The following is a 24,620-nucleotide window of genomic DNA, read 5'->3' as shown; positions in this document are numbered from 1 at the left end:
CCCCGTCGGCACCGGGAAGGATGGGGCGCATGACCACGGGCTTCCGGTTGCGCAACGGTGACGTCGGCCCGGTCCAGCAGAGCCCGGTCACCTGCGGCTCGGCCTGCCTCACCGTGGCCCGGATGCTCGTCAACCCCGAGTTCGCCCGGTGGATCACCACGGGCGAGGGGCCGCGTGCCGACGCCCCGCCCGGCGCCACCGAGCAGGAGCGGTTCGCGGCATACGAGCGGGTGGTCATGCGCCGCACGAACCGGCTGTTCTCCGGCGGGGGACGGCTGAACCTGCCCTGGCCACGCGCCCTGGGAACGCCCCCGTGGGGCGCCCTCAAGGAGCTGGAGTTCGGCGCGGCCCGCCGGGGCACGCAGTACCAGGTGCGGCCGCTGCGACAGCTCGGGCGGGGCGGTCTGGCCGCCGCCCACGCCCGCCTGCTCGACGTCGTCGCCGACGGCGAGCCGGCCCTGCTCTACATCGGCTCGGCCACGCTGCCGCGCCACGTCACCCTCGTGCTGCCGGGCGACGGCGACCGGCTCCTCGACGTCTACGACCCGGCCACCGGCCAGGTCACGCTGCTCGACGAGGCACGGTTCACGACCCGGGCCCTGGGCATCGCGGGCTGGGACGTCCCGTGGGTCACGGTCCAGCCCGACGGCGCCCGCAGGGTTCAGGCCTTCGGCTTCTCCACCGGGATCAGCTCGGCGTCGCGCGCCTCGGGCGTCTCAGCCTCGGCGTAGCCCACCGCCCCGGTCACCCGGCCGGCCGCGCGCAGGTCCGCCTCGGTCCGCTGGACCCGCTGCGCCCACGCGTCGGGCCCGGCCAGCGTGATCGCGGCGACCTCGGCGCGCATGCCGACCTTCGCCTCGGACTTGGCCTTGCGGATGCCGGCCAGGGCCTCGCCGACCGCGACGAGGACCTCCGGGTCCCCACCCACGCCGGCGGCCACGTCGTCCGTGGTCGGCCAGGCGGCGCGGTGCACCGAGCCGTCGTGCCACCAGGACCAGACCTCCTCGGTGACGTACGGCAGCATCGGCGCGAACAGGCGCAGCAGCACGTCGAGCGCGATGCGCAGGGCGGCGCGGGCGGAGGCCGCCTCGGCCTCGCCCTGGCCGCCGTAGGCCCGGTCCTTGACGAGCTCGAGGTAGTCGTCGCAGAAGGTCCAGAAGAACGACTCGGTGACCTCGAGGGCGCGGGTGTGGTCCCACGCCTCGAAGCCCGCGGTGGCCTTGGCAACGACGTCGCCGAGCGCGGCGAGCATCGAGCGGTCGAGCGGGTTGGTCACCGCGGTGGCGAGGTCGCCGTCCACCTCTCCGAACGACAGGGCGAACTTGGTGGCGTTGAGGATCTTGATCGCCAGCCGGCGCCCGACCTTCATCTGCCCGGTGTCGTATGCCGCGTCGGCGCCCAGGCGCCCGCTGGCGGCCCAGTAGCGCACGGCGTCGGCGGAGTGCTCCTTGACGACGTCCTCGGGAGTGACGACGTTGCCCTTGGACTTGCTCATCTTCTTGCGGTCGGGGTCGAGGATCCACCCGGACAGCGCGGCGTTGCGCCACGGCACGGAGCCGAACTCGAAGTGCGAGCGCACCACCGTGGAGAACAGCCAGGTGCGGATGATGTCGTGCCCCTGCGGGCGCAGGTCCATCGGGAAGACGAGGTCCATGAGGGCGTCGTCGCCGCGCCAGCCGCCGGCGATCTGCGGCGTGAGCGAGGACGTCGCCCAGGTGTCCATGATGTCGGGGTCGCCGACGAAGCCGCCGGGCTCGCCGCGCTGCGACTCGTCGTAGCCGGCGGGGGCCTGCGCGGCCGGGTCGACCGGCAGCTGGTCCTCCGAGGGCACCAGCGGGGTGTCGTAGACCGGCTCGCCGTCGGCATCGAGGGGGTACCAGACGGGGATCGGCACGCCGAAGAAGCGCTGGCGCGAGATGAGCCAGTCGCCGTTGAGGCCGCTGACCCAGTTCTCGTAGCGCGAGCGCATGAACGCCGGGTGCCACTCGAGCTCGCGCCCGCGCTCGATCAGCGCGGCGTTGAGCTCGGTGTCGCGACCACCGTTGCGGATGTACCACTGGCGCGAGGTGACGATCTCGAGCGGCTTCTCACCGCGCTCGTAGAAGTTGGCCTTGCGCTGGGTCGGCGTCGGCTCGCCGTCGAGGTCACCGGACTCGCGCAGCGCGGCGACGATCGCCTCGCGCGCGCCGAACGTCGACTTGCCCGCGACCTGCTCGGCGAACAGCGCCTCGCCAGGGCCACCGGCGAGCCACTCGGGCACCTCGGCCTGGATCCGGCCGCTCCGGGTGATGACCGACCGCGTCGGGAGCTGCAGCTCGCGCCACCACAGGACGTCGGTGAGGTCGCCGAAGGTGCAGCACATCGCGATGCCGGCGCCCTTGTCCGGCTCCGCGGCGTGGTGCGCGAGCACCGGCACCTCGACCCCGAACAGCGGTGAGCGGACCGTGGTGCCGAACAGGCCGGCATACCGCTCGTCGTCGGGGTGGGCGATGAGGGCGACCACCGCGGGGATGAGCTCGGGCCGCGTGGTCTCGATGTACACGGGGTCGGCACCGTCGGTGGTCGGGTGGAAGGCGACCCGGTGGTAGTGGCCGGGGTAGTCCTTGGCCTCGAGCTCGGCCTGGGCGACCGCGGTCTGGAAGGTCACGTCCCACAGGCCCGGCGCCTCGGACTGGTATGCCTCACCGCGGGCCAGGTTGCGCAGGAACGCCTGCTGCGCCGTCGCGCGCGAGCGGTCGTCGATGGTGCGGTAGGAGATGCCCCAGTCGAAGGACAGGCCGAGGCGGCGGAAGAGGCTCTCGAACGCCTCCTCGTCCTTGACCGTCAGCTCGTCGCACAGGTCGATGAAGTTCTGCCGCGAGATCGGCTGCGCGTCGGCGGCCTTGGTGCTCTTGACGTCACCGCGGTGCGCGGGCGTGAAGTCCGGGTCGTAGGGGAGCGAGGCGTCGCCGCGCACGCCGTAGTAGTTCTGCACGCGCTTCTCGGTCGGCAGGCCGTTGTCGTCCCAGCCGATCGGGTAGAAGACGTGGAAGCCGGACATCCGCTTGTACCGCGCCATGCAGTCGGTGTGCGTGTAGGAGAACACGTGCCCGATGTGCAGCGACCCGGACGCGGTCGGCGGCGGCGTGTCGATCGAGAAGACGCTCTCGCGGCCGGCTGCGGTGGCCGCCTCGCGGTCGAAGGTGAAGGTGCCCTGCTCGCGCCATACCTGCGTCCACTTGTCCTCGAGCCCGTCGATCGAGGGGCGGTCGGGGATCGTGGCGGCACGAGGCGTCATGAGGGCGTCGGTCATGGACCGAATCCTCCCATCCGCGGGGGCGCCGGTACCAACCGGTCGGCGGGTCAGGTGGCGCGGCGGCGGGCGCGGCCCGTGCGCATCACCCCACCGAGGGCGAGGGCGACGAGGGCCCCGGCGCCGAGCAGGCTCCACCACAGGGCGGCCGTGCGCTCGGGGGCGTAGGGGTCGCGGCGGGCGCTGAGGTCGATCCGCTCGGGCGCGGGCGTGACCACCGGGCGCGGCTTCTCGCCGGGGGCTGGCGGGCCGCCGACGCTGGCGTCGGTCAGGGCCGTCAGCGCCTCGTACGGCTGGACCAGGCCCCAACCGGCGGCGTCCGTGCGCTGGTCGCGTCGGTCACGGGCGGCGGTCGACTCCAGGCGGTGCTTCCAGGCGGCCGGTCCCTCGGTGGGGAACCGCTGGGCCAGCAGCGCGGCCGCGGCGCTGACGTAGGCCGTCGCGAAGCTCGTCGACTCCTCGTCCTGCTCGAGCAGGCAGTCACCGGCGTCGAGGTACGTCGTGAGGATCCGGGTGCCGGGTGCGGCCACGTCGACGTGCGGGCCGTGGATCGAGCCCTCGCCGACGGTGTCCGAGACGTCGACCGCGGCGACCGCAACCGCCTCGGGGTAGGCGGCCGGGTAGCGCGGCGAGTCGCTCTTGTTCTCCGAGACGTTGCGGTTGCCGGCCGAGGCGACGACGAGGGCACCGCGCCGCGTGGCGTAGGTGACGGCCTCGCGCAGGGCGGCGTTGTCGGTGGGGGTGCTCATCGAGACGTTGACGACCTTGGCCCCGTGGTCGGCGGCGTAGCGGATGCCGGCGGCGATCCGGTCCGGGCGGGGGCCCACCCCCGCGCTGCGGGACTCCTCGTCGTCGGAGTAGAAGACCCGCACGGGCATGACCTTGGCCTCGGGGGCCAGTCCCAGCAGCCCCGAGCCCTTGACCCCGCGGGCGACGATCTCCCCGGCGACGGCGGTCCCGTGGCCGAGGTCGTCCCGGTTGGCGGGCAGCTTGGGGACGAACGACCGGCCCTCCACGAGGGCGCCCTTGAAGTGGGCGTTGCGCGCGTCGACGCCCGAGTCCACGACTGCGACGACCACGCCGCGCCCGGTGGCCTGGGTCCAGGCGAAGCGCGCGTTGAGCCGTTGGAGGGCCAACGGCTCCTCGGGCACGTACTGCACCTTGCCCGGCTGGCACTGGGCCGCGGCCGCCGGGGTGGCACCGGCCACCACACCACCGAGGCCCACCACGAGGGAGGCGACGGCGGCGGCCGCGGTCCGGCGCGGGCTCATTTCCTGGTGCTGACGGCGTTCTGCGCCGCAGCGATGCTCAGCACGGGACCGGACGCGAACAGCCCGACCCACGCCTGGGGGACCGGCACCACGTCGCCCTTGGCGTACCCCAGCCGGGCCAGGACGTCGTCACCGCCGACCACGCTGTATGCCGTGGCGGTCTGGTCCACGACGAGCACCGGGCCGCGGTTGATGATGTTGTCGCCGATCGAGCGCACCAGTGCGCCCGACCCGGCCTCGACCTCGGTGACCTGGCCCTCGGTCGCCTTGACCGTGGTCGAGGTCGACAGGGCGGTCGACGGCAGCGTGTTGGGCCCGGCGGTCAGGGTGGCGCAGGGCGGTGCGTCCAGCGGCTGGGGGATCTGCTCCGGCCACTGCGCCGGCACGACCTGGCGGTCGGTCGTCTTGAGGCCGGCGATCTCGGCCGGGGTGACCTGGATGTCCGCGCCGACGGTGCGGCCGGATCCGAGCTGGTAGAGCGCGTACGCGAACGGGGTGATGAGGGCCAGCTCGCCCGTGCCGAGCACGACGTAGCGGCGCGGGGTCGAGGTGCCGGAGTCCTTGACCGCCAGGACGGAGCCGACGACGGCGCCCGGGGGCAGACCGGCCCGGGCCTTGCCGGCGTCGGGGATGCGGAAGGCCCCCAGGGTCGGGCCCTGCGGGAAGAGGCTGGTCCACGCCGCGGGGGCGGGGATCGGCGTGACCGACTCCAGGCGCAGCTGGCGCAGCACCGAGGCGGCCTCGTCGCCCTTGACCGGCAGGCGGTAGCCGCCGGTGACGACGAACAGGCCGTCGGCGGTGCGGACCACTGCGGCGCTTGCGGTCGCAGGCGTGCTCACGGCGCGCTGGCCGACGACCGTGCGCTGCGCGCCGGACTGCGCCACGCACGACACCCACCCGGTGCGCGACAGCCGGCCGGCCGGCGTCAGCGAGTCGGGGGCACCGAGGATGCCGATGGCCGCGCCGCGCGGGGTCGTGGCGATCTTGTCGTCGTTGACGGTCACGACCTTGAACTCGTCGGCCGGGATCAGCAGCCGCGCGCTCGTGGTGTTGATGACCGGGTAGAGCGTCTTCTTGATGGCGACGTACCGGGCGCCGCTCTTCTTGGCGATCACCAGGCGGTTGTCGTCCCAGCCCGACGGCAGGCCCGGACTCAGCACGCCGGCGACAAGTCCCCCGACGGCGACGAGGGCGGTCACGGCCAGCCCGCCGATGATGGCCCGCCACGGCCGCTGCGGCTCGACCTCGCGGCCGCCCGGGGCGCCCGCGACGAAGGCGGTGGTCAGCCTGCGGCGGCTGAAGGCCTGGGCCTCGACCAGATCCTTCTTCGTGGCCACGGCCGGTTCCTGCCTCTCGCGGTGGGTGCTTCGACGACGGCCACCCTACGGGGCGGCGTCGCCGTGGTGGTGGGGGTCGGGTGCCGCGTCAGTGCCGGCGACGGTATGCCGGGGTGAGCCGCTGGCGGGTCGCCAGGACGAGGGCCCCGGCGAGCAGCAGGACACCAGCGAGCGTCGTCATCGAGCTGATCGGCGAACCGGTCCGGGCCAGGACGGCCGGCGCGGTGCCGGCCGGGTCCGCCGCGGCGCCGGCGGCCGAGGCCGGGGCGTTGGGCGTGCCGGTCGCGTCGGCGTAGGAGCCGGCGCAGAACAGGCCGCAGTCGCCGCGGCCGACGTTGCCCTCGACGGCGACCGGGTCGGTGCCGAGCGTGCCGGTGGGGACGCTGCCGCCGGTGGACCCGCCGCCGGTGCTGCCGGGGTTGCCGCCGCCGCCGTTGCCGTTCCCGTTGCCGTTCCCGCCGCCGTCACCGTTGCCGCCACCGGAGCTGCCGCCGCCGTCACCGTTGCCGCCACCGGTGCCCGGGTCGGACGTCGTGGTCGTGGGCACCGTGGGGGTGTCGCTGGTGGGCGGCGTGGACGGCACGTCGGTCGTCGTCGTGGACGGCTGGTCCGTCGGCTCGGGAGCCGTCGAGGTGGGGGACCCGGTCGTCGACGACGTGTCCGTCGGCACCTCGGTGGGGATGGTCGGGCAGACCGGCAGCGGGTCGAGGATGTCGCACAGGTCGCTCGGCAGGCCGACCGGCGGAGCCGCCTGCAGCTGAGCGGAGATCCCTGCGACCTGGGTCGTCACGACGGGCGTGGGAAGGTCCTCGGCCTGGGCCGACTGGGCCCCGACGGCGATGAGGCCGGCCCCGAGCAGGGCGGCGGCGGACAGTGCGGACGCACGACGGATGGTGCTCACGGTGAAGGGTCCCCCTGGACGTTCGAAACGATCAGTCCCCGGCGCCCGGCGTCACGCGGACGCCCGGCCGGACAGAGCATAGGGGACGTCCCACACCATCGGCACGTCAGGCGCGAACCGGGTCAGAACACCCCGGTCGCCGCGACGGCCAGCGGCAGCACCGCCACGAGGCAGGCGCCGTCGATGGCGTCCGCAGCCCGGCCGAGCCGCACGCGCGACCGCGGCGCGATCAGCGCCAGCGCCACGACCAGCGCGGCACCCGCAGCCATGCCCACGCCGATCGCGGACCGCCAGCCGGGGTGGGTCACCGCGGCGGCGATGCCGACCGTGGCCAGCCCGAGGACGCCGGCGACCATGGCGACCAGGACCGTGGCCCGCGTCCGGCTGTGGCGCGTGCGCAGCAGCACGGCCACGAACCCGACGACGCCGAGGACGGTGCCGAGGATCCCGGTCGCGGCCGCAAAGGGCGCGGCGAGGAGGGCGACCGCCCCGGCCGCGACCGAGAGGCCGAGCATGAGGTCGTGGCCGGCCAGGACCTGGCGGCGCACGGCGCGGTTGTCGATGGCCGGGGGGTCGGCGTAGATCTCGCCCTCGGTGCGCGGGGGGTGGGTGGTGAGGCGGCTCGAGGACAGCGCGAACCACGGGAGCAGGCCGCCGACCAGCACGGCCACCGCGAGGACGCAGCCGGCCACCGACCCGATCGACCAGCCGGCGAAGTGGACCAGGGCTCCGGTCACGGCCATGACGAAGCCGACCACCGCCACCGCGGCCACCACGGGGCGGTGCGCGGTCACGGCGAGGACGCCGAGACCGCCGACGACGGCGGTCGCGGCACCGGCATACAGCAGGGGGAGGCCCCAGACGGAACCGCCGGTGCCGACCGCGAACCCGGCCACCGCGGCATACGCGCCCGCGGTGACGGCCAGAGCCGCTCCGGACACCTCCTGCCGGCGGGCGTGGGACAGCACGGCGGCGGCGACCACGAGCAGCACGGCCACGACAGCGGCCAGGCCCACGACCAGGGCGCCGTGGGTGCGCGCGGTGAAGAGGGCGACCGCGCCGGACAGGAACAGGACGACGGCCGCCCCCAGGGCGGTCCGCGCGCTGTGCTCGGGGGTCCAGGGCGCGAACGAGGACTCGACGAGGTCGGCGACGGCCTCGACGACGTCGTCGTAGACCTTGAGCTCGATGGGGTCACCGGCCGGCTCGAGGGCCAGGACGAAGCCGTCCTCGACCCCCTGCGCCGCCAGGCTGCGGTCGGGCTCGACGGGGATCCCGTCGTGCCGGACCAGGCGGAAGCCACGGACGGCGGTGGCGGGGTCGAGCTGCCCCAGCTCGCGGGCGAGCTCCGGGAGCAGCTCGGCGACGGGTATGCCGCCCGGCACGCCGAGGTCCGCCCGGCGTGAGCCGGCGGTCACCGACACACGGATGAGCGATGCGGACGTGGTCGCCTGCGTCACGAGTCCCCTCCCGGTTGCACGAGTGCACCTCAACTACCCCTCGGTCGAACGCAGCATAGAGGGGAGTGCTCCCCATGTCGCACTTCGGACATCGTTGCTAATGTCGGGCACCGGACCTCGGGGGAGATCGAAATCTTGGGGTCCGCTCCGTGCGACAGACGCAGGGATTCCGTGTGCCCCGAGGGGGGCCAGACGCGTGGAAGTTGGGAGGCACTGATGCTTGCAGCTGGTGATGGCGTACTCCAAAAGGGCGCCGCAGTCGTCGCTGACTACAAGGGGCAGCTCGATGGCGAGCTCGCCGCGCTGGAGGGTCGGCTGGCTGGACTGAAGTCGATGTGGCAGGGGCAGGGCGCGGCGGGCTTCGACCGCACGTTCAACCTCTGGAAGGACGACTCGAAGAAGATCATCGCGGCGCTCGACACGTTCGAGGCCAACCTCCGCGAGACCGACCGCACCTTCCGGGAGCGGGACGAGAACGCGGCCCAGGCGATCAGCAACAAGTACGGGGGGATGTGACCATGCTCGTCGACCACGGTGGACTGAGCCAGGCGGCCGGCGACCTCGCCCAGTCCGCGGGCAAGATCGAGGCCAAGCTGGCCGAGATGGACTCGGCGCTCGCGCCGCTGCAGAGCGAGTGGGACGGTACGGCCAAGGCCGCGTACCACGAGGCCAAGAAGAAGTGGACGCAGGCGCTCACCGACATGAAGGTCCGCCTCGCTGAGATCGGCGCCGCCGTCGACACCAGCAACCAGGACTACATGGACGGCGACAAGAAGTCGGCCGGCCTGTTCGGCGGCTAGTCGTCACGGTCGTGCCGGGGCTCTCGCCCCGGCACGTGCCGTGTCGACTGGGCGAGGACGAACGACCACACACTGCAGGGGGACGAACGACCATGGGCCTTCCCGACGAGGACAAGCCGACCGGGTACCGCTACGCCAACGGCAAGCTCAAGGCGGACTTCGAGATCATCCGCACCCTGGCCCACAACCGGGGTGCGACGTGGACCGAGAAGGCGACCGAGAGCCACAGCAAGGTCGCGGGCACGACGCTGACGGCGAACTCCTTCTCGGGGATCGACTCCTGCCGCGACTTCGGCACGGTCTACGCGGCCGCCAAGAAGATCTACGAGGACACGCTCAAGGGCGTGGAGGAGGACGTCAAGGAGTACCAGGCGAAGCTGCTCCAGGTCGCCAAGCACCTCGAGGACAGGGACAACTCCGCCGGTGACGTCTTCGCCGGTCTCGCGACGAGCGACCCCTCGCGACGTCAGGACCTGCACGCGGACGCCCAGAACAAGCAGGCGAACGCCAGCAAGGAGGCCGAGGACGCCGAAGCCGTCCAGGACGAGGCGGTCCGGCAGTCCTCCGCAGCCGGTCAGCACGGCGCCGGGCAGCAGCCCGCCGGTCAGCAGCCCGGGGGGCAGGACGGCGTGCCCACGGCACCGGCGACGGGTGACAACACCGTGGGCGGTGGTGCGCCACCCGCACCGGCCGACGACAGCCAGACCCAGGTGAAGGCCTCGCGCTGACGCGCGGGTGACGAAGGAGTCGCTACCCCCGATGCAACGCGGAACCGGACGCCGTCGGCGTCGTCTCCTCCCCGTCGCCGCGCTCGTCGCCCTCGCGGCGCTGCTGCCCGTGCTCGGGGGCGCAGCGACGCTGCCCTCCGCGCAGGCGGTGCAGCGGCCCTGGTGGCCGGCGGCGATGGGGTTCGACGATCTGCACCGGCAGGGCGGCACCGGCAAGGGCATCACGATCGCGGTCCTCGACGGCCTGATGGACACGAAGGCGGCCGACGTCAGGGGCAGGGTCGCCTCGAGCGAGAGCGTCTGCTGGGAGAAGGAGACGAGCGCGACGACCACCGAGGCGGACCACGCCACCCGGATCGCCCAGCTCATCGTCGGCACGGGCACACCGGCGAACGGGATGCCGGGGGTCGAGGGCATCGCCCCGCAGGCGACGCTGCGTCACTACATGATCGGTCTCGGCGAGCACCTCGACTGCGCCCCGCCCGACGACAAGCACCTGAACAGCACGGCGACAGCCATCGAGCGGGCGCTCGAGGCCGGAGCCAAGATCATCACGATGAGCTACGGCCAGAGCGGGTTGGACGAGGACATGAAGCGGGCCATGGCCGAGGCCCAGCACGCCGGCGCCATCCTCGTCGCCGCACCCGCACCGAAGGTGCTCGACTTCCCGTCGGGCTACAACGGCGTGGTCGCCGTCAACGGCTGCGACAAGACCGGAAAGGTCTCACCTCACGCGGCTCCCTACGGCGGGAACGGCATCGCGTTCTGCGCGCCGGGGGTCGGCATGGCCCTGGGCACCCACGACAAGCAGGGGCGGTGGCTGCCCCAGGGTGTCGTCGCCGACGGCTCCTCGTATGCCGCGCCCCTCGTCGCCGGGGGCCTGGCGGCGTACTGGTCGAAGTACCCCTCCGCAACGGCGGGCCAGGTGCTCCAGGCGGCGCTGCACAACCCGGGCATGAAGCAGGGCACCAGTACCACCGGGAAGAAGGGCTGGATCTGGTGGTACCGGCGGGAGGGCAGTGGGTTCCCCAAGATCGTCGGCACGTCGCGGACCGGGTTCGGCTGGGGCATCTTCGACGCCACCGACCTCATGTCGGTGGACCCGGCCACGTATCCCGACACCAACCCACTGGTCGGGGACGGCGGCATCGCCGGTCCCACCGCCCAGGAGATCGCCGCCGGCCGCCTGCTCACGAGCACGACGGCGTCCTCACCGTCGTCGACGCCGGGAACGGCGACCGCGACCGCGGCGCCAGGCCCCTCGGCCGGCTCGGCCGGCGGCCCGCCGACACCCTCGTCCTCCACGTCGGGCGGCGTCCCCGTGTGGGTCTGGGTCGTGGTGGTGGTCCTGGTACTGCTCGTCGCGGGTGGCGCCTTCATGTTCATGCGCAGGGGACCGGGCGCTCGTCCGGTCGCACAACCAGGGGAGGGGAGCTGACAGTGGGACCCAAGGAGAGCGAGCTCGCGAAGATCCGCGACGCGGCGTCCGACATCAAGGCACAGGGGGAGGACTGGGAGGCCGCGGCCGCCCGGATCGACGCCCTGGTCGCCAGCGTCAAGAGCACCAAGAACGACCTCGGCCTCGACTGGGAGGGTGAGGGCGCCGACGCCGCGTTCGCGGCGATGGACCGCCTGACATCGAGCCTCACCGAGCACGCCAAGGCCCTGCGGAAGGTCAAGTCGAGTCTCGACCTCGCCGACACGGCCGTGACCACGGCGCAGACGGCGCTCGCCGACAAGGTCGAGACGGTCGACACCTCCCCGGACCGGGCCGCCTACGTGCGCCAGACAGGCCTCGAGCCGGGCAGCACCGAGCCCGTGGGGAAGACGTTCGACCAGGCGGCCTACGACGCGGCAGTGTCCCAGCAGGAGCAGCAGCGGGAGGCCGCCGCAGCAGCGGCCCTTCGCCAGCTGAGCACGGACATGGCCTCGGCCACCAGTACCCTGCCGGTCGAGGCTGCCCCCCACGGGGACGACCAGACCTCGAACCTGCCCAGCGGTGGAGGCGGCGGAAGCACTCCGACCGGCGGGGGGAGCACCCCGACCGGGTACTCCGGGGGACACACCGGCGCCGTCCCCACGGTCGGCTCCACGAGCGGCTTCGTCCCGTCGGGCGGCGTGTACCACCCCGGCATCGACCCGACCATCCCCACCACGGTCCCCACCGGCGGCCTCATCGACGACTCGGGCACCACGGCGGACGGCGTTGTCTCCGGGACGGTCCCCGGGTTCACCGGCGTCAGCGGCACGACGGGCGTGAGCGGCAACCTCGGCGGTTCTGCCCTCGGGGGCGTGGGCGGGCTGGCCGGTGCGGTCGGAGGGATCGGCATGGTCGCGGGCGGAGCCGCGGGCCTGGTCCGCGGCGCCGGCGGCTCAGCCGGTGGGCTCCTGTCCGGCCTCGGCCGAGAGGCCGGCGGCTCCCTGTCCGGCCTCAGCCGGGCCGCGGGTGGTTCGGCCCGTGGAGCGCTGGGCAACCTCACGGGCACCTCGGCCGTGCCCGGCGGCAGCGCCTCGGGCGGTGGGACCGGCGTGGCCGGGGCGGCCGGAGGACGCGGCGGCGGCATGGTCCCCGCAGGCTGCGGTGGTGCCGGAGCCGGGAGCGGCTCGTCGGTGCGTGGTGCCTCGGCGGGGGGCAAGTACGGCGTCCCCAAGCTCGACGGTGCGTCCGGGCGTGGCGCCGGTACGGGGGGCCCGGGCGCGACGGCGTCCGGGCAGGGTGCCGGCAGCCGCGGTGCCAACGGCGTCGCAGGCGGCGGTGCCGGGGGCGGCGCCGGCGGCGGCAGCGACAAGAAGAAGGGCAAGGAGTTCCTCACCCACGAGGACGAGGAGAACTGGTACGACGACGCCGAGGCGAGCGACTCCGTCTGGGAGTAGCCGTCCCGAGAGGGGGAAGCACGATGGCACCGAAGATCAAGGTCGAGATCGCCCAGCTGGACCTCGCCCAGCAGGTCCTGGACCGGCAGCGGACACACATGGACGGCGCGGGGCGGTTCGTCCAGGCGAACTGCCGCGCCAGCGGCGCCTTCACCGGCGTCCTCGGGCTGCTCGAGGGGCACTACTCGCGCGCCTACGAGGCGGGCACCCGCGGCATGTCCAACGGGTCGACGATCGCCGACACGTGCGCCACGCTGACGAACGGCACGCGCAAGGAGTTCATCGCGCGCGACCGGGCGGCCTACGAGGCGATGGCGAAGAAGGGCGTGAACCTCCCGCCGTACGAGGCGCCCACGGGCGGGACCGTGCGCAGCGGGGTGCCGGTCGGCCCGGTCTCGGGCACGCCGTCCGGCGGCGGCTTCCTCGACGGGATGAAGTCGTGGAAGACCTACGTCGACAATGCGACCCACTACTCCAAGCCGCTGTGGCAGAACCCCAAGGAGATCTGGCGCATCCAGCAGGGCAACTTCGACTCCACCCAGCGCACCGACCCCAAGTACTGGATCCAGCGCGGTCTGGACAAGCAGTTCAACGCGCTGCGCAAGAAGATCGACGGGATGTCGCCGACCGAGCGCGGCAACTACCTGCGCAACCGGCAGCGAGCCGCCTACGCCGACGGCCAGGACTTCGCCCGGAGGCACCCGTACCTCGACAACGACCCGGCCTCCCCGTCGCCCGCGGCGGGGGCGGTGACGGCCCGCGACGCCAGTCGCATCGACACCGCGAGCAAGGCGCTGCAGGCGCCCACGGCGCTGGTGAGCGAGGGGCAGGACGTCCTCAAGGCGGGCGAACGGCTCGGCGACACCATCGACCAGACGCAGCAGGTCAACGACGCCGTGAACGGCCCGAAGAACGACGGCGGCATCACCTGGGCGAAGAACCACAAGGGAGGCACCTGGTGAGCGTCTACGAGAAGGTCGACCCCTCGGCCTACGCCTCGCAGAGCCTGGCCGTAGCGTCCGACGACGACTTCGCCAAGGAGTTCGAGTCCAGCTGCGGCTTCCTCATCGGCCACCTGCTCGGCTTCTGCCGCGAGGCCTTCGGCACCGACCCCCTGCTCGAGCTGGTGAAGCCGCTGTGCGGCGACTGGGGCCTCATGGGCGTGGCCCAGCAGGGCTGGGGCGGCGCGGGCAAGATCTGCACCGCGGTCGGTGAGAACTTCACCGCCCTCGACGCCGGCACTGCCGACGTCTGGGACGGCGAGGCCGCCACCGCCTTCCGCTCGCGGATGACCTCGCTCGGCGGCACCTACGCCATCTACGCGCAGGGCTGCCAGCTCACCGGCGAGCTGACCGGCAGCCTCATCGAGGTGGCCAGGTCGGCGTGCCTGGGCATCGGCACGCTGATCTCGTTCATCAGCGACATCCTCGAGCGGCTCATCATCGAGGCTTCGGTGCCGGTCGTCGGCTGGCTGGTGGGAGCAGCGGACATCGCGATCCACATCCGCAGCTTCTGGCAGAAGTTCGACCGCGCCATCAGCCTCATCCGCCGCGTGCTGGACGCCATCGAGAAGTTCGTCAAGGCCATCTACTCGGTCATCAACATCATGCACGCGCTGAAGCTCGCCATGACCACCGTCGCCGGCGGCCTGGCGATGTACAACGGGTCGCGGATCGACGAGGCCGCCCAGAACAACTTCGGAGTGTGACGAGATGAGCGAGGCAGACCGCGCGATCGCGGAGGTCCGCGCCCTGCTGGGGGAGATCCGCAGCATCCAGGCGGACATCGAGCGCGACACCCGCGAGGCCATCGAGGAGCACGAGGCATACCTCGCGAAGGTGGAGCCGGAGGACGAGGAGCGCGCGGCGAAGGCGCGTCGGGGCGAGCTCGGCCCCGACTGGCAGCGGCTCCAGCGCCAGATCGACCTCGGCGAGACGAGCGCGACGGCAGTCGTGGCAGGGGTCGACGAGTCCCCGGCCGCCGAGAACGTCCGGCGCACGGCCGCGGAGAACGCCCGCGAGGTGATGCGGGTCCAGGAGGACGCGCTGGAGTCGGACGACCCGGCGAGCGAGGACCTGTCGGCGTCGATCGGCGCCGCCCGCCGCAACCTGCGCGAGATGCGCGAGCAGATGGAGCGCATCCGGCAGATGCCGCTGCCCGACGTCGACTGACGCGGGCGGCAGTCGCTCAGGCGCTCTCGTCCGCGGTGTCCTCGGCGACGGTTGCCCTGGTGCGGGACCGCTTGGCCTTGGGTCCGCCGAAGCGTCCCTTGTCGTCGACGGCCATGATCTGGCTGCGCCGACGGGTCAACGCGGAGAAGCAGATCAGCTCGAGGTACGCGAGCGACACCAGGGACACCGAGGCCCACAGGGGCGAGGTGCGCGAGTCGGGTGACCCGGCCCACCCCTGGGGTCGCAGCATCGGTACGGACAGCCCTGTCGGGTCGGTGATGAGGTCAGCCTTCTGGCCGGGCCGGACGACGGAGTACTGGTAGTAGTTGGGTGTCCGCTGCCCGAGGGTGGAGTACGCCACGGTCTCGCCGGGGTCCGCACCGGTCACCCGCACGCGGTAGCCACCGTTGAACAGGTGCTCGGACTGCGTGACGGTGACGTTGCTCGTCGGCTCCATGACGGCGGTCGTCCACACCCGGTAGCCGGCGTACTGCACGAAGAACGTGGCGAACGGCACCAGGAGAAACATCGCGCACAGCCCCGTGAAGGGGATCCTGTCCGTCACCTGGAGCAGGACGAGCAGGAACCCGCAGACAACCGCCATGCCGAGGGTCTTCGGGTACATCCCCGGGGTCGTGTTGTGGTCGCCGAGCCTGGGGTGCCACGACCACCAGACCGCTGCGAGCAGCAGCAGGTGGGCGACGACGACGAGCAGCACCCGGCCCCACAGCCGCATGCCGTCCTCCCTCCGGCCGGCTCGGGCCGTGCTCTTCGCCGTGGTGCTCACCGGGTCCTCGTTCCGTCGGGGGCGCGTGGTCATGGGCCGCTGGTCGGGGGCTGCTGGTCGTCGGGTCGGGTCGCCGGTCAGCCGGAGGTCAGCCGCCGGAAGGCCTCGATGCCGTCGGCGGCGACGGCAGCCACGGGCAGGCTCAGCACCACCGCGAACGACTCGAGCAGGTCGGACAGGCGGGACAGGCGGGTGGAGTGCCAGCCGCGGGCCAGCGCGACGGCGCCTCCTACGGCGACCAGCCCCAGGACCGTCGCGAGGGCCAGCAGCAGGAAGCCCCAGGCATCCGCGAGCCGCGCCCCTGCGGCATACGTCCCGAGCAGCGCAGCAACGCCCGCGGTGGTGAGCATCGCGGTGCGGGGGAGCCGGTCGCGCACCGTGCGCGACTGGTAGCCCAGGGCGAGGGTGACGGCCGCGCACAGCCCGACGCCGCCCCACGTGGCGAGCGCGGACCGGCCCGGCGTGGCCACGAGGACGGCAAGCGCGACGGCGGCGACGAGGCAGCCCCACACCGTGCCGGCAGCCACGGTCTCCCGTGCCTCGTGGAAGACGCCGTCCACCTCGCGCGGCCGCAGCCGCCGGAAGCGACGCACCTGCTGCACGCGCGCGGTCCAGATGGTGGTGGCGAGCCGATCGACGTCGACGAGCTGCTCGTCGGGCAGGTCGAAGCCGAGCGAGGGCAGCAGCCGCACGACCGCCGGCACGAGCCCCGCCACGACGGCCGCCACGGCGAACGACGGCCAGTCGAGCAGCACCCCGACGACGCACAGGCTCCCCACGGCGGCGAAGGCCGTCATGGCCGCGCGCGAGGCGCGGTCGGAGGGGCCACCGACGATGCGGGACACGCCCGCGAGCGCGGTGGCGAGGACGCAGCCGGCGAGGACGGCGATGCGTCCGGAGCCGGGGGAGTCGCTGACGGGCAGGGCGAGGCCGGCAGCGAAGCCGAACACCGGCGCCACCAGCCGGGAGAGCCGGCCGTTCGCCGACGCGTCGAGGGCCAGCGCCAGGCCGGGGACGAACAGCAGGAGGGAGGCCGCCGCCGGCCAGGACGTCCCGCTCGACAGCTGTCCGCGGAGGGCGCCGAGGCCGAGGACGAGGGCTGCGGCCGCTGCGACCCCGGCTGCGGCCCACCGGGCCAGCGCCTGCGGCTGCAGCCACGCGGCCGAGGGCGCGGTCGGCGCGAGCGGGAGGGCCGCAACGGCCACGGCCGCCGCCGGGTCCGCCGAGGCCTCGACGGACAGGTCGCCGCGGCGGCGCGTGACCTCGGACAGCTGGCGGCGGGCGACCGTCGCCTCGGACGGGGGCACGTACCGGCCGCCCTGTCCCTCGGGCGAGCGCGCCCCCGCCGCCACCACGGACGGGTCGAGGTTGCGCACGTCGCGGGGCACCTCGTGGGTGGTGGCGCGGACGACGGTGAGCAGGGCGCCCTCGGGCACGGCGTCGGCGAGCACCTCGTGCAGCGCGATGACGCGGCCGGCCGGCGTGGCGACGGCATACGGGCTGTTGCGCGGGGCGATGCCGAGGGCGGCGAGCAGGTCGCCCACCTGCGCGTTCGCGGGGGCCACGAGGTCGTACCGCCGGTCGTCGGCGAGCAGGGACACCCGGTGCGCTGACTCCTCGCCGGACACCCTGCCTCCCCTCGCTGCGTACGTCCTGCCCCCACGGCTCCCCGGAACAATAGTGCCTGACCGTGGCCGGGCCGCACGTCAGCGCGCTGCCCCGGCGGGGGAGAGGGTAGGTTGGGCCCGCACGTGCAGGGGTGCCGTCCGTCTCGGGGGAGTCGGTGGCCGCCTGATGGGGACAGTCGGTCGTCGAGGAGGGCGCACACCACATGGCAGTGACGTTGCGGAGGGGGCCGCGCGAGCAGGCTCCTGAGGTGCCCTCCGGCCGGATCGTCCTCCAGTCCCCGCCGGAGATCACGCCGAGCGAGGGCGCCAGCTCCCTGCTCATGAATGCCGTGCCGATGCTCGGCAGCGTCGGCTCGATCGCCTTCGTGGCCCTCTCACAGCCCGGGATCAAGGGCTACATCGCCGGCGGCATGTTCCTGCTCGCCTCGCTCGGGTTCGTCGGCGTCAACGGCTGGAAGCAGCGACAGCAGCACGCGGCCGGTGTCAGCGAGGCCCGGCGCGAGTACCTCGCCTACCTCGGCGAGGTCCGCTCGACCGTCCGGGAGGCCGCGAACCGCCAGCGTGCCGCGGCCCTGTGGAACAACCCGGCGCCCGAGGCCCTGCCCGCCGTGTGCGAGGAGCGCACCCGGGTCTGGGAGCGCTCGACCGGCGACGACGACTTCCTGCGGGTGCGGTTCGGGCGCACGAACCAGCCCCTGTGCATCACGCTCGAGGCCCCCGACACCCCGCCCATGGCCCAGCTCGACCCCGTCGCCGCCTCCGCGCTGCACCGGCTGCTGTCCACCCACCGGGTCCAGCCCGACCTGCCGGCGTCGGTGAGCCTGCCGTACTTCTCCCGCATCGAGGTCACCGGCGACGCCGAGCCGGCCCGCGCCCTGGCCCGCAGCATCATCGCCGCGGCCACCACCCAGCACGCGCCCGACCAGCTCCAGGTCGCGGTCGTCGCCGGGTCCGACGCCCTCCCCGAGTGGGAGTGGGTCAAGTGGCTGCCACATGCCCACAGCCAGCGCGAGCGCGACGGGGTCGGCCCGGCCCGCATGGTCGCCTCGTCCCTGTCGGACCTCGAGCCGATGCTGCCCGCCGAGCTGCGCGAGCGCCCCCGGTTCGGGTTCTCCGAGACCATGACGCTGCCGCACGTGCTCGTCGTGGTGGACGGCGGCGACGTGCCCCCCGGCAACGCGATCGTCACCGAGGACGGCGTGCTCGGCGTGACCGTGCTGCACCTGCCCGAGCGCTGGGACGAGCTGTCCGTGGACAGCCGCATGCGCCTCGCCCTCGGCCAGCCGGCCACCTCCGGCCCGTACGCCGGCCGGGTGCCGATGCAGATCCTCACGCTGGCCAGCGAGCCCGCGCGCGGGTTCGCCGACCAGATGTCGCTCGTGCAGGCCGAGGCCGCGGCGCGCCGGCTCGCGCCGCTGTATGCCGGTGCCGAGCCCGAGCGCCGCGACGCCATGACCGGCACCACCGAGCTCGTGGACCTCCTCGGCCTCGGCGACGTGCGCGACTACGACCCGGAGGCCGCCTGGCGGCCGCGGCTGCAGCGCGACCGGCTGCGGGTGCCGATCGGCGTCGGTGCGCAGGGGCAGGTCGTCTCGCTCGACATCAAGGAGTCGGCCCAGCAGGGCATGGGCCCGCACGGCCTGGTCATCGGCGCCACCGGCTCGGGCAAGTCGGAGGTGCTGCGCACGCTCGTCCTCGCGCTCGCGATGACGCACTCGTCCGAGGCGCTCAACTTCGTCCTCGTCGACTTCAAGGGTGGTGCGACGTTCGCCGGCATGGCCGACATGCCGCACGTGTCCGCCGTCATCACCAACCTCGGCCAGGAGCTCAGCCTCGTCGACCGCATGCAGGACGCCCTGCACGGCGAGATGGTGCGCCGCCAGGAGCTGCTGCGCGCCGCCGGCAACTTCGCCAACGTCACCGACTACGAGAAGGCGCGCGCCGCGGGGGCCGACCTCGAGCCGCTGCCGGCGCTGCTCATCGTCGCGGACGAGTTCTCCGAGCTGCTGGCCGCGCGGCCGGAGTTCGTCGAGCTGTTCGTCGCGATCGGCCGGCTCGGCCGGTCGCTGTCGATGCACCTGCTGCTCGCCTCCCAGCGGCTGGAGGAGGGGCGACTGCGCGGCCTGGAGTCGCACCTGTCGTACCGGATCGGCCTGCGCACCTTCTCCGCGTCGGAGTCGCGCACCGTCATCGGCGTGCCCGACGCGTACGAGCTGCCGGCCGTGCCGGGCCTCGGCTTCCTCAAGCCGGACCAGACCACCCTGCTCAAGTTCAAGGCGGCCTACGTCTCCGGTCCGCCGCCGGCCCGCCGGCGCGCCCACACCGGCAACACCGGGACCACCGGCGAGATCATCCCGTTCTCCGCCGCGCCGGTGCTGCGCCTCAGCACCGAGACCGAGGCGCCCGTCGTCGACGAGGGCCCCCGCGAGGACCGCGCCACCTTCGACATCGCCGTGGCCAAGATGCGCGGCAAGGGCCGCCCCGCCCACCAGGTCTGGCTGCCGCCGCTGGACGTGCCGGACTCCCTCGACCGCCTCTTCGGCGACCTCACGACGCACGACCAGCTCGGCCTCGTCTCGCCGTCGTGGCGTGCGGCCGGGTCACTCGTCGTCCCGCTGGGCATCGTCGACCGGCCGCTGGAGCAGCGCCGGGACGTCCTGTCCGTCGGCCTCGGGGGAGCGGCCGGCCACGTCGCGATCGTCGGCGGCCCGCGCAGTGGCAAGAGCACGCTCGCCCGGACGCTGGTGACGGCCCTCGCGCTCACCACGACGCCGCTCGAGTCGCAGTTCTACGTGATGGACTTCGGCGGCGGCACGTTCTCGCCGCTGGTCAAGCTCGCCCACGTCGCCGGGGTCGCCAGCCGGAACGAGCCGGACGTCGTGCGCCGCATGTTCGCCGAGCTGCGCGGCATCGTCGACAAGCGCGAGGCGTACTTCCGCGCGCAGGGCATCGACTCGATCGAGACCTACCGGCGGCGCCGGGCCGAGGGCCGGGCCGACGACGGGTACGGCGACGTGTTCCTCGTCGTCGACGGCTGGCCCACGCTGCGCGCCGAGTTCGACGAGCTCGAGCTGCAGATCCAGGAGCTCGCCGGGCGCGGCCTGACCTTCGGCCTGCACCTCGTCGCCACCACGAACCGGTGGATGGACTTCCGCAGCGCGGTCAAGGACGTCTTCGGCACGCGCCTGGAGCTGCGCCTCGGCGACACCAGCGACTCCGAGATCGACCGCAAGCTCGCGGCGAACGTGCCGAAGGGCCGGCCGGGCCGCGGCATCGAGGCGACCCGGCACCACTTCCTCGCCGGGATCCCCCGCATCGACGGCAGCGGCGACGCCGGCAGCCTCGGCGCCGGCGTCGACGACCTCGTCGAGCGCGTCAACGCGGCGTGGCAGGGCCCCAGCAGCCCCAAGCTGCGGCTGCTGCCGGACCGGATCGACCTCGAGCAGGTGCGCGCGCAGACGCGGCCCGCGGACCGGCGCATCCTGCTCGGCATCGACGAGGGCAACCTCGCCCCGATCGGCGTGGACCCCACGGAGGAGCCGCACCTCTACCTCTTCGGCGACAGCGACTCGGGCAAGACGGCCATGCTGCGCACCTACGCCAGCGAGGTCATGCGCCTCTACACCCCGCAGGAGGCGCAGATCTTCGCGGTCGACTACCGCCGCGGCCTGCTCGGCGAGATCCCCGACGAGTACCTGCGCGAGTACTTCACCACCGAGGACCAGGTGGCGCAGAACATCCCCGAGCTCGCGGCATACCTGCGCTCGCGCCTCCCCGGACCGGACGTCACGCCCGAGCAGCTGCGCACCCGGAGCTGGTGGAAGGGCGCCGAGGTGTTCGTGCTCGTCGACGACTACGACCTCGTGGTGACCTCGGCCGGCAGCCCGCTGGCGGCCCTCGTGCCGCTGCTGGCCCAGGCCGGCGACGTCGGCCTGCACCTCGTCGTCACCCGGCGCACCGGTGGGGCGAGCCGGGCGTCGTACGAGTCGGTCATGCAGAGCCTGCGCGACCTGGCCAGCCCCGGCATCCTGCTCTCCGGCAGCCCGGACGAGGGCCCGCTCATCGGCAACATCAAGCCGGTGCCGGCCGTACCCGGGCGCGGACGCCTCGTCTCACGTGAGACAGGCAACAACGTGATGCAGGTTGCCTGGACCCCGTCACGCCACGGCTGACCTCTAGGCTGGGCCCATGGAGCCGGTCTACTCGTCCGTGATCGGTGTCGCCCGAGCGCTGTTCGCCTTCCAGGGGTTGAAGATGCGCCTGCGCGGGCTCGACCACGTCCCGCGCACCGGTGGCGCCGTCATGATGATCAACCACACGGGCTACTTCGACTTCACGTATGCCGGCCTCGCCGGTGTCGAGGCCGGCCGCCTCGTGCGGTTCATGGCGAAGAAGTCGATCTGGGGCAACCCCGTCGCCCGCCCCCTCATGACGGGGATGCGCCACATCCCGGTCGACCGCGAGGCGGGCCAGGAGTCCTTCGGGACGGCGCTGTCCGCGCTGCGGTCCGGTGAGATCGTCGGGGTCTTCCCCGAGGCCACGATCAGCCGGTCTTTCGAGCTCAAGGAGTTCAAGTCCGGGGCGGTGCGGCTGGCGCAGCAGGCCGGGGTCCCGGTGCTGCCCGTGACGATCTGGGGCTCCCAGCGCATCTGGACCAAGGGCCGACCCCGCCGGATGGGTCGCCACCACGTCCCGCTGTTCATCACCGTGGGCGCTCCCCTGGTGGTTGCGCCTGACGAGGACCCGGTGGCGGCGACGGCGCGGGTCAAGGAGGTCATGCGTGCCCAGCTCGAGGCCGACCAGGCCGCCTACCCGGCGTGGCCGGACGCCGAGCGGGACCTGCTGCCGGCGCGCCTGGGCGGCACTGCGCCGACCCTCGAGGAGGCCGACACCATGGACGCGGCCGACCGCAGGGCACGGCGCACCGCGGGCTGAACCGCCCCGGGACCGTCCGGACCGCTCAGGCCTTCTTGCCCTTGGCCTGGGCCGCCTTGGCCTTCGCGGCCTTGGTCTTGGCCGCCTTGGCCTTGGCGGCCTTGGTCTTGGCCGCCTTGGCCTTGGCGGCCTTCGCCTTCGCCGCCTTGGCCTTCGCGGCCTTCGCCGCCTTGGCCTTGTCCGCCTGGGCCCTGACCTTGGCTGCGGCCCGCTCGGCCTTGGCCTGGGCGCGAGCAGCCGCAGCCGCGCCCTTGGCCTGTGCCCTGGCGGTGGCAGCAGCGGTCTTGGTGGGGGTGTGGCCGGTGGCCGTGCCGGGGATCGGCTTCCCGCTGCCCGTCACCGGACCTCCGGAGGTAGTGCCGCCGCCCGTCACGGTGCCGCCACCGGTGACGGTGCCCCCGCCGGAGGTCGCAGGGGGAGGGGTGGACGAGCCCGCGGCGCCGCCGGAGGAGCCACCTGCGGGGGTGGTGCCACCGCCTGCGGGGGTGGTGAACGCGGCGGTGCTGATCACGACCGTCCCGGCGGTGCCGGTACCGGTCAGGTCCACGGGCTCCACGGTGCCTCCGCCGACCGGCGGCTCACCGGGCTGGGTGCCCGGCTGGGTGCCGGGTCCGGTGGGCTCGACGCCCGGGGGCGTCACGACGGGCCCGCCGCCGGATGCGGTGGGGCCGGGCACGACCGGGCCCTGGGCGGTCACCACGGGACGGTTCACCGGTCCGCGGAAGAGGTTGTCGACGACGGCCGGCAGCAGCCCGCTCATGGCGGCGGCAGCTCCCACGCCGCCGAGCGCGATGACCCAGGCGGCCGCGCCGGCACCGGCCCGGGCGCCGCGGGAGGCCTCGCGGGCGCCACGAGGGGGGACGGGGCGGACGAGCGTGGGGCCGGCCGCAGGGGCCTGCCACGTGAGCAGGTCGACGACGGACGGCTCGGTGAGCGCAGCGCCGGCGACCGGGGTGAGCGTCACCGGCGGGACGGCGTCGGGGCCCGGTGCCGCGCCAGCGGCAGTGGCAACGGCAGCTGCAGCCGCACCGGACGCGAGCGTCCCGGGCACGACCGGAGGGGCCACGGCGCGCGACTCGTCACCGAAGAGGCCCTGGACGACGGCGGCGTCGGCGAGCTCGTCGGGCCGCGCCGGTGCCGCCATCGCGGCATACAGCTCCTCGAGGGGGAGCGTCAGGCGGTACTGGCCGCGGCGCACGAGCTCGAGCACGGCGGTCGGCTCCTCGCCGGTCAGCCGGGCCATGGAGTCCCGGCCCAGGCCGGCCACGACGGCCATGGCCAGCACGTCCGCGGAGTCCTGACCACAGGCCCGGAGAGCCGCGACGCCGGTGTCCACGGGGTCCGCGCCGACATTCGCCACGGCGTCCGCGGAGGTTGCGCCGGACGGCGTCGCGCCGGCCGGGTCCGCGGTGGCGGTCGAGGGGGTCGGCGGGGCGCTGGTGCCGAGGGCCGGGGAACCACCGGCGGTCGCGATCTCGCGGGCCGTGCCCACGGCGAGCTCGAACCAGTCGTCGTCGTCGGCCGGGCACGCGGGCAGGCGGTTGAGCAGGGTGGGCCAGCTCGCGAGGGCCATTCCGGCGGCGTCGTCGACGCCGACGGACCTCAGGTAACGGACCAGGACGGGGTTCGTGGCGGCGTACAGGCGCGCAAAAGCCTCCTCGTCGCCCCCTTGGGCGCCGAGGAGGTATGTGGCGATTTCCCCCGGCACGTCACCCAGTGTCCCCTGATGCCTGCGGTTCACACCTCAGCCGTTCGGTTGATGTCGGGGGAATTCGGCTGCGAGATCGTCAGATCGCGTGCCCGAGGTGCGCCAGGGCCTGGCGCAGCAGCACGCCGTGGCCCCCGGCCATCTCCTCGACCACCGAGGGCTGGAGGGCCTCCTCGGGGCTGAGCCAGGCGAGGTCGAGGGCGTCCTGCTGCGGCTGGCAGTCGCCGGCGACCGGGACGACGAAGGCCAGGGAGACCGCGTGCTGCCGCGGGTCGTGGAACGGCGTGACCCCCGGGGTGGGGAAGTACTCGGCGACGGTGAACGGCTGGGGGCTGGCCGGGACCTGCGGCAGGGCCATGGGTCCGAGGTCCTTCTCCAGGTGGCGGATCAGGGCGTCGCGCACGCGCTCGTGGTAGAGCACGCGACCCGACACGAGCTCGCGGTTGATCTCGCCGTCGGAGGCCCGCAGGAGCAGCCCGACCGCGGTGACGGCCCCGCGCTCGTCCACCCGGACCGGCACGGCGTCGACGTAGAGGATCGGCAGTCGCTGCCGCGCCGCGTCGAGGTCCTCGCGGGACAGCCAGGACTCACTGCGTTCGAGCTCGAGCGGACTCATGACCCGTTTCTACCAGTGATGGCCGCTGCGCTCCCGACCGGTCCGCGCTGCACCCCCGACCGGTGCGCGCCGGGTCGTCGACAGTTCCGTGGACGGGTCGGCAGCCGGTCCG

Annotated in this window: 20 protein-coding genes; 11 read left to right on the top strand and 9 right to left on the bottom strand. The window is 73.6% G+C overall.

Annotation, left to right across the window (positions count from 1 at the left end):
* Positions 1 to 29: 29 nt before the first annotated feature.
* Entirely contained in the window at positions 30 to 731 is a 702-nt protein-coding gene (locus tag J2X64_RS01170; protein ID WP_310148439.1) for a hypothetical protein, read from the top strand.
* Here J2X64_RS01170 and valS read toward each other — a convergent pair.
* The 5 genes from valS to eccD all read right to left on the bottom strand — a co-directional run bounded on the left by valS (position 662) and on the right by eccD (position 8,261).
* A complete protein-coding gene (gene valS, locus J2X64_RS01165) occupies positions 662 to 3,292 on the bottom strand; it encodes a valine--tRNA ligase (protein WP_310148436.1) in 2,631 nt (876 codons plus the stop codon). The genes J2X64_RS01170 and valS overlap by 70 nt on opposite strands.
* A 50-nt stretch (positions 3,293 to 3,342) precedes the next feature.
* Entirely contained in the window at positions 3,343 to 4,563 is a 1,221-nt protein-coding gene (locus J2X64_RS01160) for a S8 family serine peptidase (RefSeq protein WP_310148434.1), read from the bottom strand.
* Positions 4,560 to 5,900, bottom strand: a complete 1,341-nt coding sequence (eccB, locus tag J2X64_RS01155) for a type VII secretion protein EccB (protein ID WP_310148432.1) — start codon at positions 5,898 to 5,900, stop codon at positions 4,560 to 4,562. Before eccB ends, J2X64_RS01160 begins: the two co-directional genes overlap by 4 nt.
* 88 nt (positions 5,901 to 5,988) lie before the next feature.
* Positions 5,989 to 6,801 carry a hypothetical protein gene (locus J2X64_RS01150; RefSeq protein WP_310148429.1) on the bottom strand — a complete coding sequence of 271 codons (813 nt, stop codon included), beginning with the start codon at positions 6,799 to 6,801 and terminating at the stop codon, positions 5,989 to 5,991.
* 122 nt (positions 6,802 to 6,923) lie between these two features.
* Positions 6,924 to 8,261 (bottom strand): type VII secretion integral membrane protein EccD, encoded by a 1,338-nt coding sequence (eccD, locus tag J2X64_RS01145; protein ID WP_310148427.1) that lies wholly within the window; start codon positions 8,259 to 8,261, stop codon positions 6,924 to 6,926.
* Between the two features lie 216 nt (positions 8,262 to 8,477).
* Between eccD and J2X64_RS01140 the strand changes: the two genes are divergently transcribed.
* The 8 genes from J2X64_RS01140 to J2X64_RS01105 all read left to right on the top strand — a co-directional run bounded on the left by J2X64_RS01140 (position 8,478) and on the right by J2X64_RS01105 (position 14,834).
* Entirely contained in the window at positions 8,478 to 8,777 is a 300-nt protein-coding gene (locus J2X64_RS01140) for a WXG100 family type VII secretion target (protein WP_310148424.1), read from the top strand.
* 2 nt (positions 8,778 to 8,779) lie between these two features.
* A complete protein-coding gene (locus J2X64_RS01135) occupies positions 8,780 to 9,061 on the top strand; it encodes a WXG100 family type VII secretion target (protein WP_310148421.1) in 282 nt (93 codons plus the stop codon).
* Between the two features lie 92 nt (positions 9,062 to 9,153).
* Positions 9,154 to 9,789: a hypothetical protein gene (locus J2X64_RS01130; protein WP_310148419.1), complete on the top strand. Its 636-nt coding sequence runs from the start codon at positions 9,154 to 9,156 to the stop codon at positions 9,787 to 9,789.
* 31 nt (positions 9,790 to 9,820) lie between these two features.
* Complete coding sequence (locus J2X64_RS01125; RefSeq protein ID WP_310148414.1) at positions 9,821 to 11,227, top strand: S8/S53 family peptidase; 1,407 nt, start codon at positions 9,821 to 9,823, stop codon at positions 11,225 to 11,227.
* A gap of 2 nt (positions 11,228 to 11,229) precedes the next feature.
* Positions 11,230 to 12,663: a WXG100 family type VII secretion target gene (locus J2X64_RS01120; RefSeq protein WP_310148410.1), complete on the top strand. Its 1,434-nt coding sequence runs from the start codon at positions 11,230 to 11,232 to the stop codon at positions 12,661 to 12,663.
* A gap of 23 nt (positions 12,664 to 12,686) precedes the next feature.
* Positions 12,687 to 13,625: a hypothetical protein gene (locus J2X64_RS01115; protein ID WP_310148403.1), complete on the top strand. Its 939-nt coding sequence runs from the start codon at positions 12,687 to 12,689 to the stop codon at positions 13,623 to 13,625.
* Positions 13,622 to 14,371 (top strand): hypothetical protein, encoded by a 750-nt coding sequence (locus J2X64_RS01110; RefSeq protein ID WP_310148400.1) that lies wholly within the window; start codon positions 13,622 to 13,624, stop codon positions 14,369 to 14,371. The genes J2X64_RS01115 and J2X64_RS01110 overlap by 4 nt, the downstream gene beginning before the upstream one ends.
* A 4-nt stretch (positions 14,372 to 14,375) precedes the next feature.
* On the top strand, positions 14,376 to 14,834 hold the full coding sequence (locus J2X64_RS01105) for a hypothetical protein (protein WP_310148397.1): 459 nt from the start codon (positions 14,376 to 14,378) through the stop codon (positions 14,832 to 14,834).
* Between the two features lie 16 nt (positions 14,835 to 14,850).
* Here J2X64_RS01105 and J2X64_RS01100 read toward each other — a convergent pair whose 3' ends face one another.
* Entirely contained in the window at positions 14,851 to 15,621 is a 771-nt protein-coding gene (locus tag J2X64_RS01100; RefSeq protein WP_310148394.1) for a hypothetical protein, read from the bottom strand.
* A gap of 77 nt (positions 15,622 to 15,698) precedes the next feature.
* Positions 15,699 to 17,249 (bottom strand): hypothetical protein, encoded by a 1,551-nt coding sequence (locus J2X64_RS01095; RefSeq protein ID WP_310148391.1) that lies wholly within the window; start codon positions 17,247 to 17,249, stop codon positions 15,699 to 15,701.
* Positions 17,250 to 17,497: 248 nt separating this feature from the next.
* Here J2X64_RS01095 and eccCa point away from each other — a divergent pair, with 248 nt between their 5' ends.
* Together eccCa and J2X64_RS01085 are read left to right on the top strand one after the other, a co-directional pair.
* Positions 17,498 to 21,421, top strand: coding sequence for a type VII secretion protein EccCa (gene eccCa, locus J2X64_RS01090; protein WP_310148388.1), 3,924 nt, complete (start codon positions 17,498 to 17,500; stop codon positions 21,419 to 21,421).
* A 16-nt stretch (positions 21,422 to 21,437) separates the two neighbouring features.
* Positions 21,438 to 22,184 carry a lysophospholipid acyltransferase family protein gene (locus J2X64_RS01085; RefSeq protein WP_310148385.1) on the top strand — a complete coding sequence of 249 codons (747 nt, stop codon included), beginning with the start codon at positions 21,438 to 21,440 and terminating at the stop codon, positions 22,182 to 22,184.
* A 25-nt stretch (positions 22,185 to 22,209) separates the two neighbouring features.
* Here the strand turns inward: J2X64_RS01085 and J2X64_RS01080 are convergent, their stop codons facing one another.
* Together J2X64_RS01080 and J2X64_RS01075 are read right to left on the bottom strand one after the other, a co-directional pair.
* Positions 22,210 to 23,892: a hypothetical protein gene (locus J2X64_RS01080; RefSeq protein ID WP_310148382.1), complete on the bottom strand. Its 1,683-nt coding sequence runs from the start codon at positions 23,890 to 23,892 to the stop codon at positions 22,210 to 22,212.
* 79 nt (positions 23,893 to 23,971) lie between these two features.
* Complete coding sequence (locus J2X64_RS01075; protein ID WP_310148380.1) at positions 23,972 to 24,508, bottom strand: NUDIX hydrolase family protein; 537 nt, start codon at positions 24,506 to 24,508, stop codon at positions 23,972 to 23,974.
* Positions 24,509 to 24,620: the final 112 nt, after the last annotated feature.

This window comes from Phycicoccus sp. 3266 (genome assembly GCF_031456495.1).
GTDB lineage: Bacteria > Actinomycetota > Actinomycetes > Actinomycetales > Dermatophilaceae > Pedococcus.
This window is presented reverse-complemented; position numbering and strand designations above follow the sequence as displayed.

Coding starts and splice junctions, on each gene's coding strand:
- J2X64_RS01160 (WP_310148434.1), bottom strand. CDS start 4,563: ATGAGCCCGCGCCGGACCGCGGCCGCCGCCGTCGCCTCCCTCGTGGTG.
- J2X64_RS01085 (WP_310148385.1), top strand. CDS start 21,438: ATGGAGCCGGTCTACTCGTCCGTGATCGGTGTCGCCCGAGCGCTGTTC.
- J2X64_RS01075 (WP_310148380.1), bottom strand. CDS start 24,508: ATGAGTCCGCTCGAGCTCGAACGCAGTGAGTCCTGGCTGTCCCGCGAG.
- J2X64_RS01105 (WP_310148397.1), top strand. CDS start 14,376: ATGAGCGAGGCAGACCGCGCGATCGCGGAGGTCCGCGCCCTGCTGGGG.
- valS (WP_310148436.1), bottom strand. CDS start 3,292: ATGACCGACGCCCTCATGACGCCTCGTGCCGCCACGATCCCCGACCGC.
- J2X64_RS01140 (WP_310148424.1), top strand. CDS start 8,478: ATGCTTGCAGCTGGTGATGGCGTACTCCAAAAGGGCGCCGCAGTCGTC.
- J2X64_RS01135 (WP_310148421.1), top strand. CDS start 8,780: ATGCTCGTCGACCACGGTGGACTGAGCCAGGCGGCCGGCGACCTCGCC.
- J2X64_RS01115 (WP_310148403.1), top strand. CDS start 12,687: ATGGCACCGAAGATCAAGGTCGAGATCGCCCAGCTGGACCTCGCCCAG.
- J2X64_RS01130 (WP_310148419.1), top strand. CDS start 9,154: ATGGGCCTTCCCGACGAGGACAAGCCGACCGGGTACCGCTACGCCAAC.
- J2X64_RS01125 (WP_310148414.1), top strand. CDS start 9,821: ATGCAACGCGGAACCGGACGCCGTCGGCGTCGTCTCCTCCCCGTCGCC.
- J2X64_RS01170 (WP_310148439.1), top strand. CDS start 30: ATGACCACGGGCTTCCGGTTGCGCAACGGTGACGTCGGCCCGGTCCAG.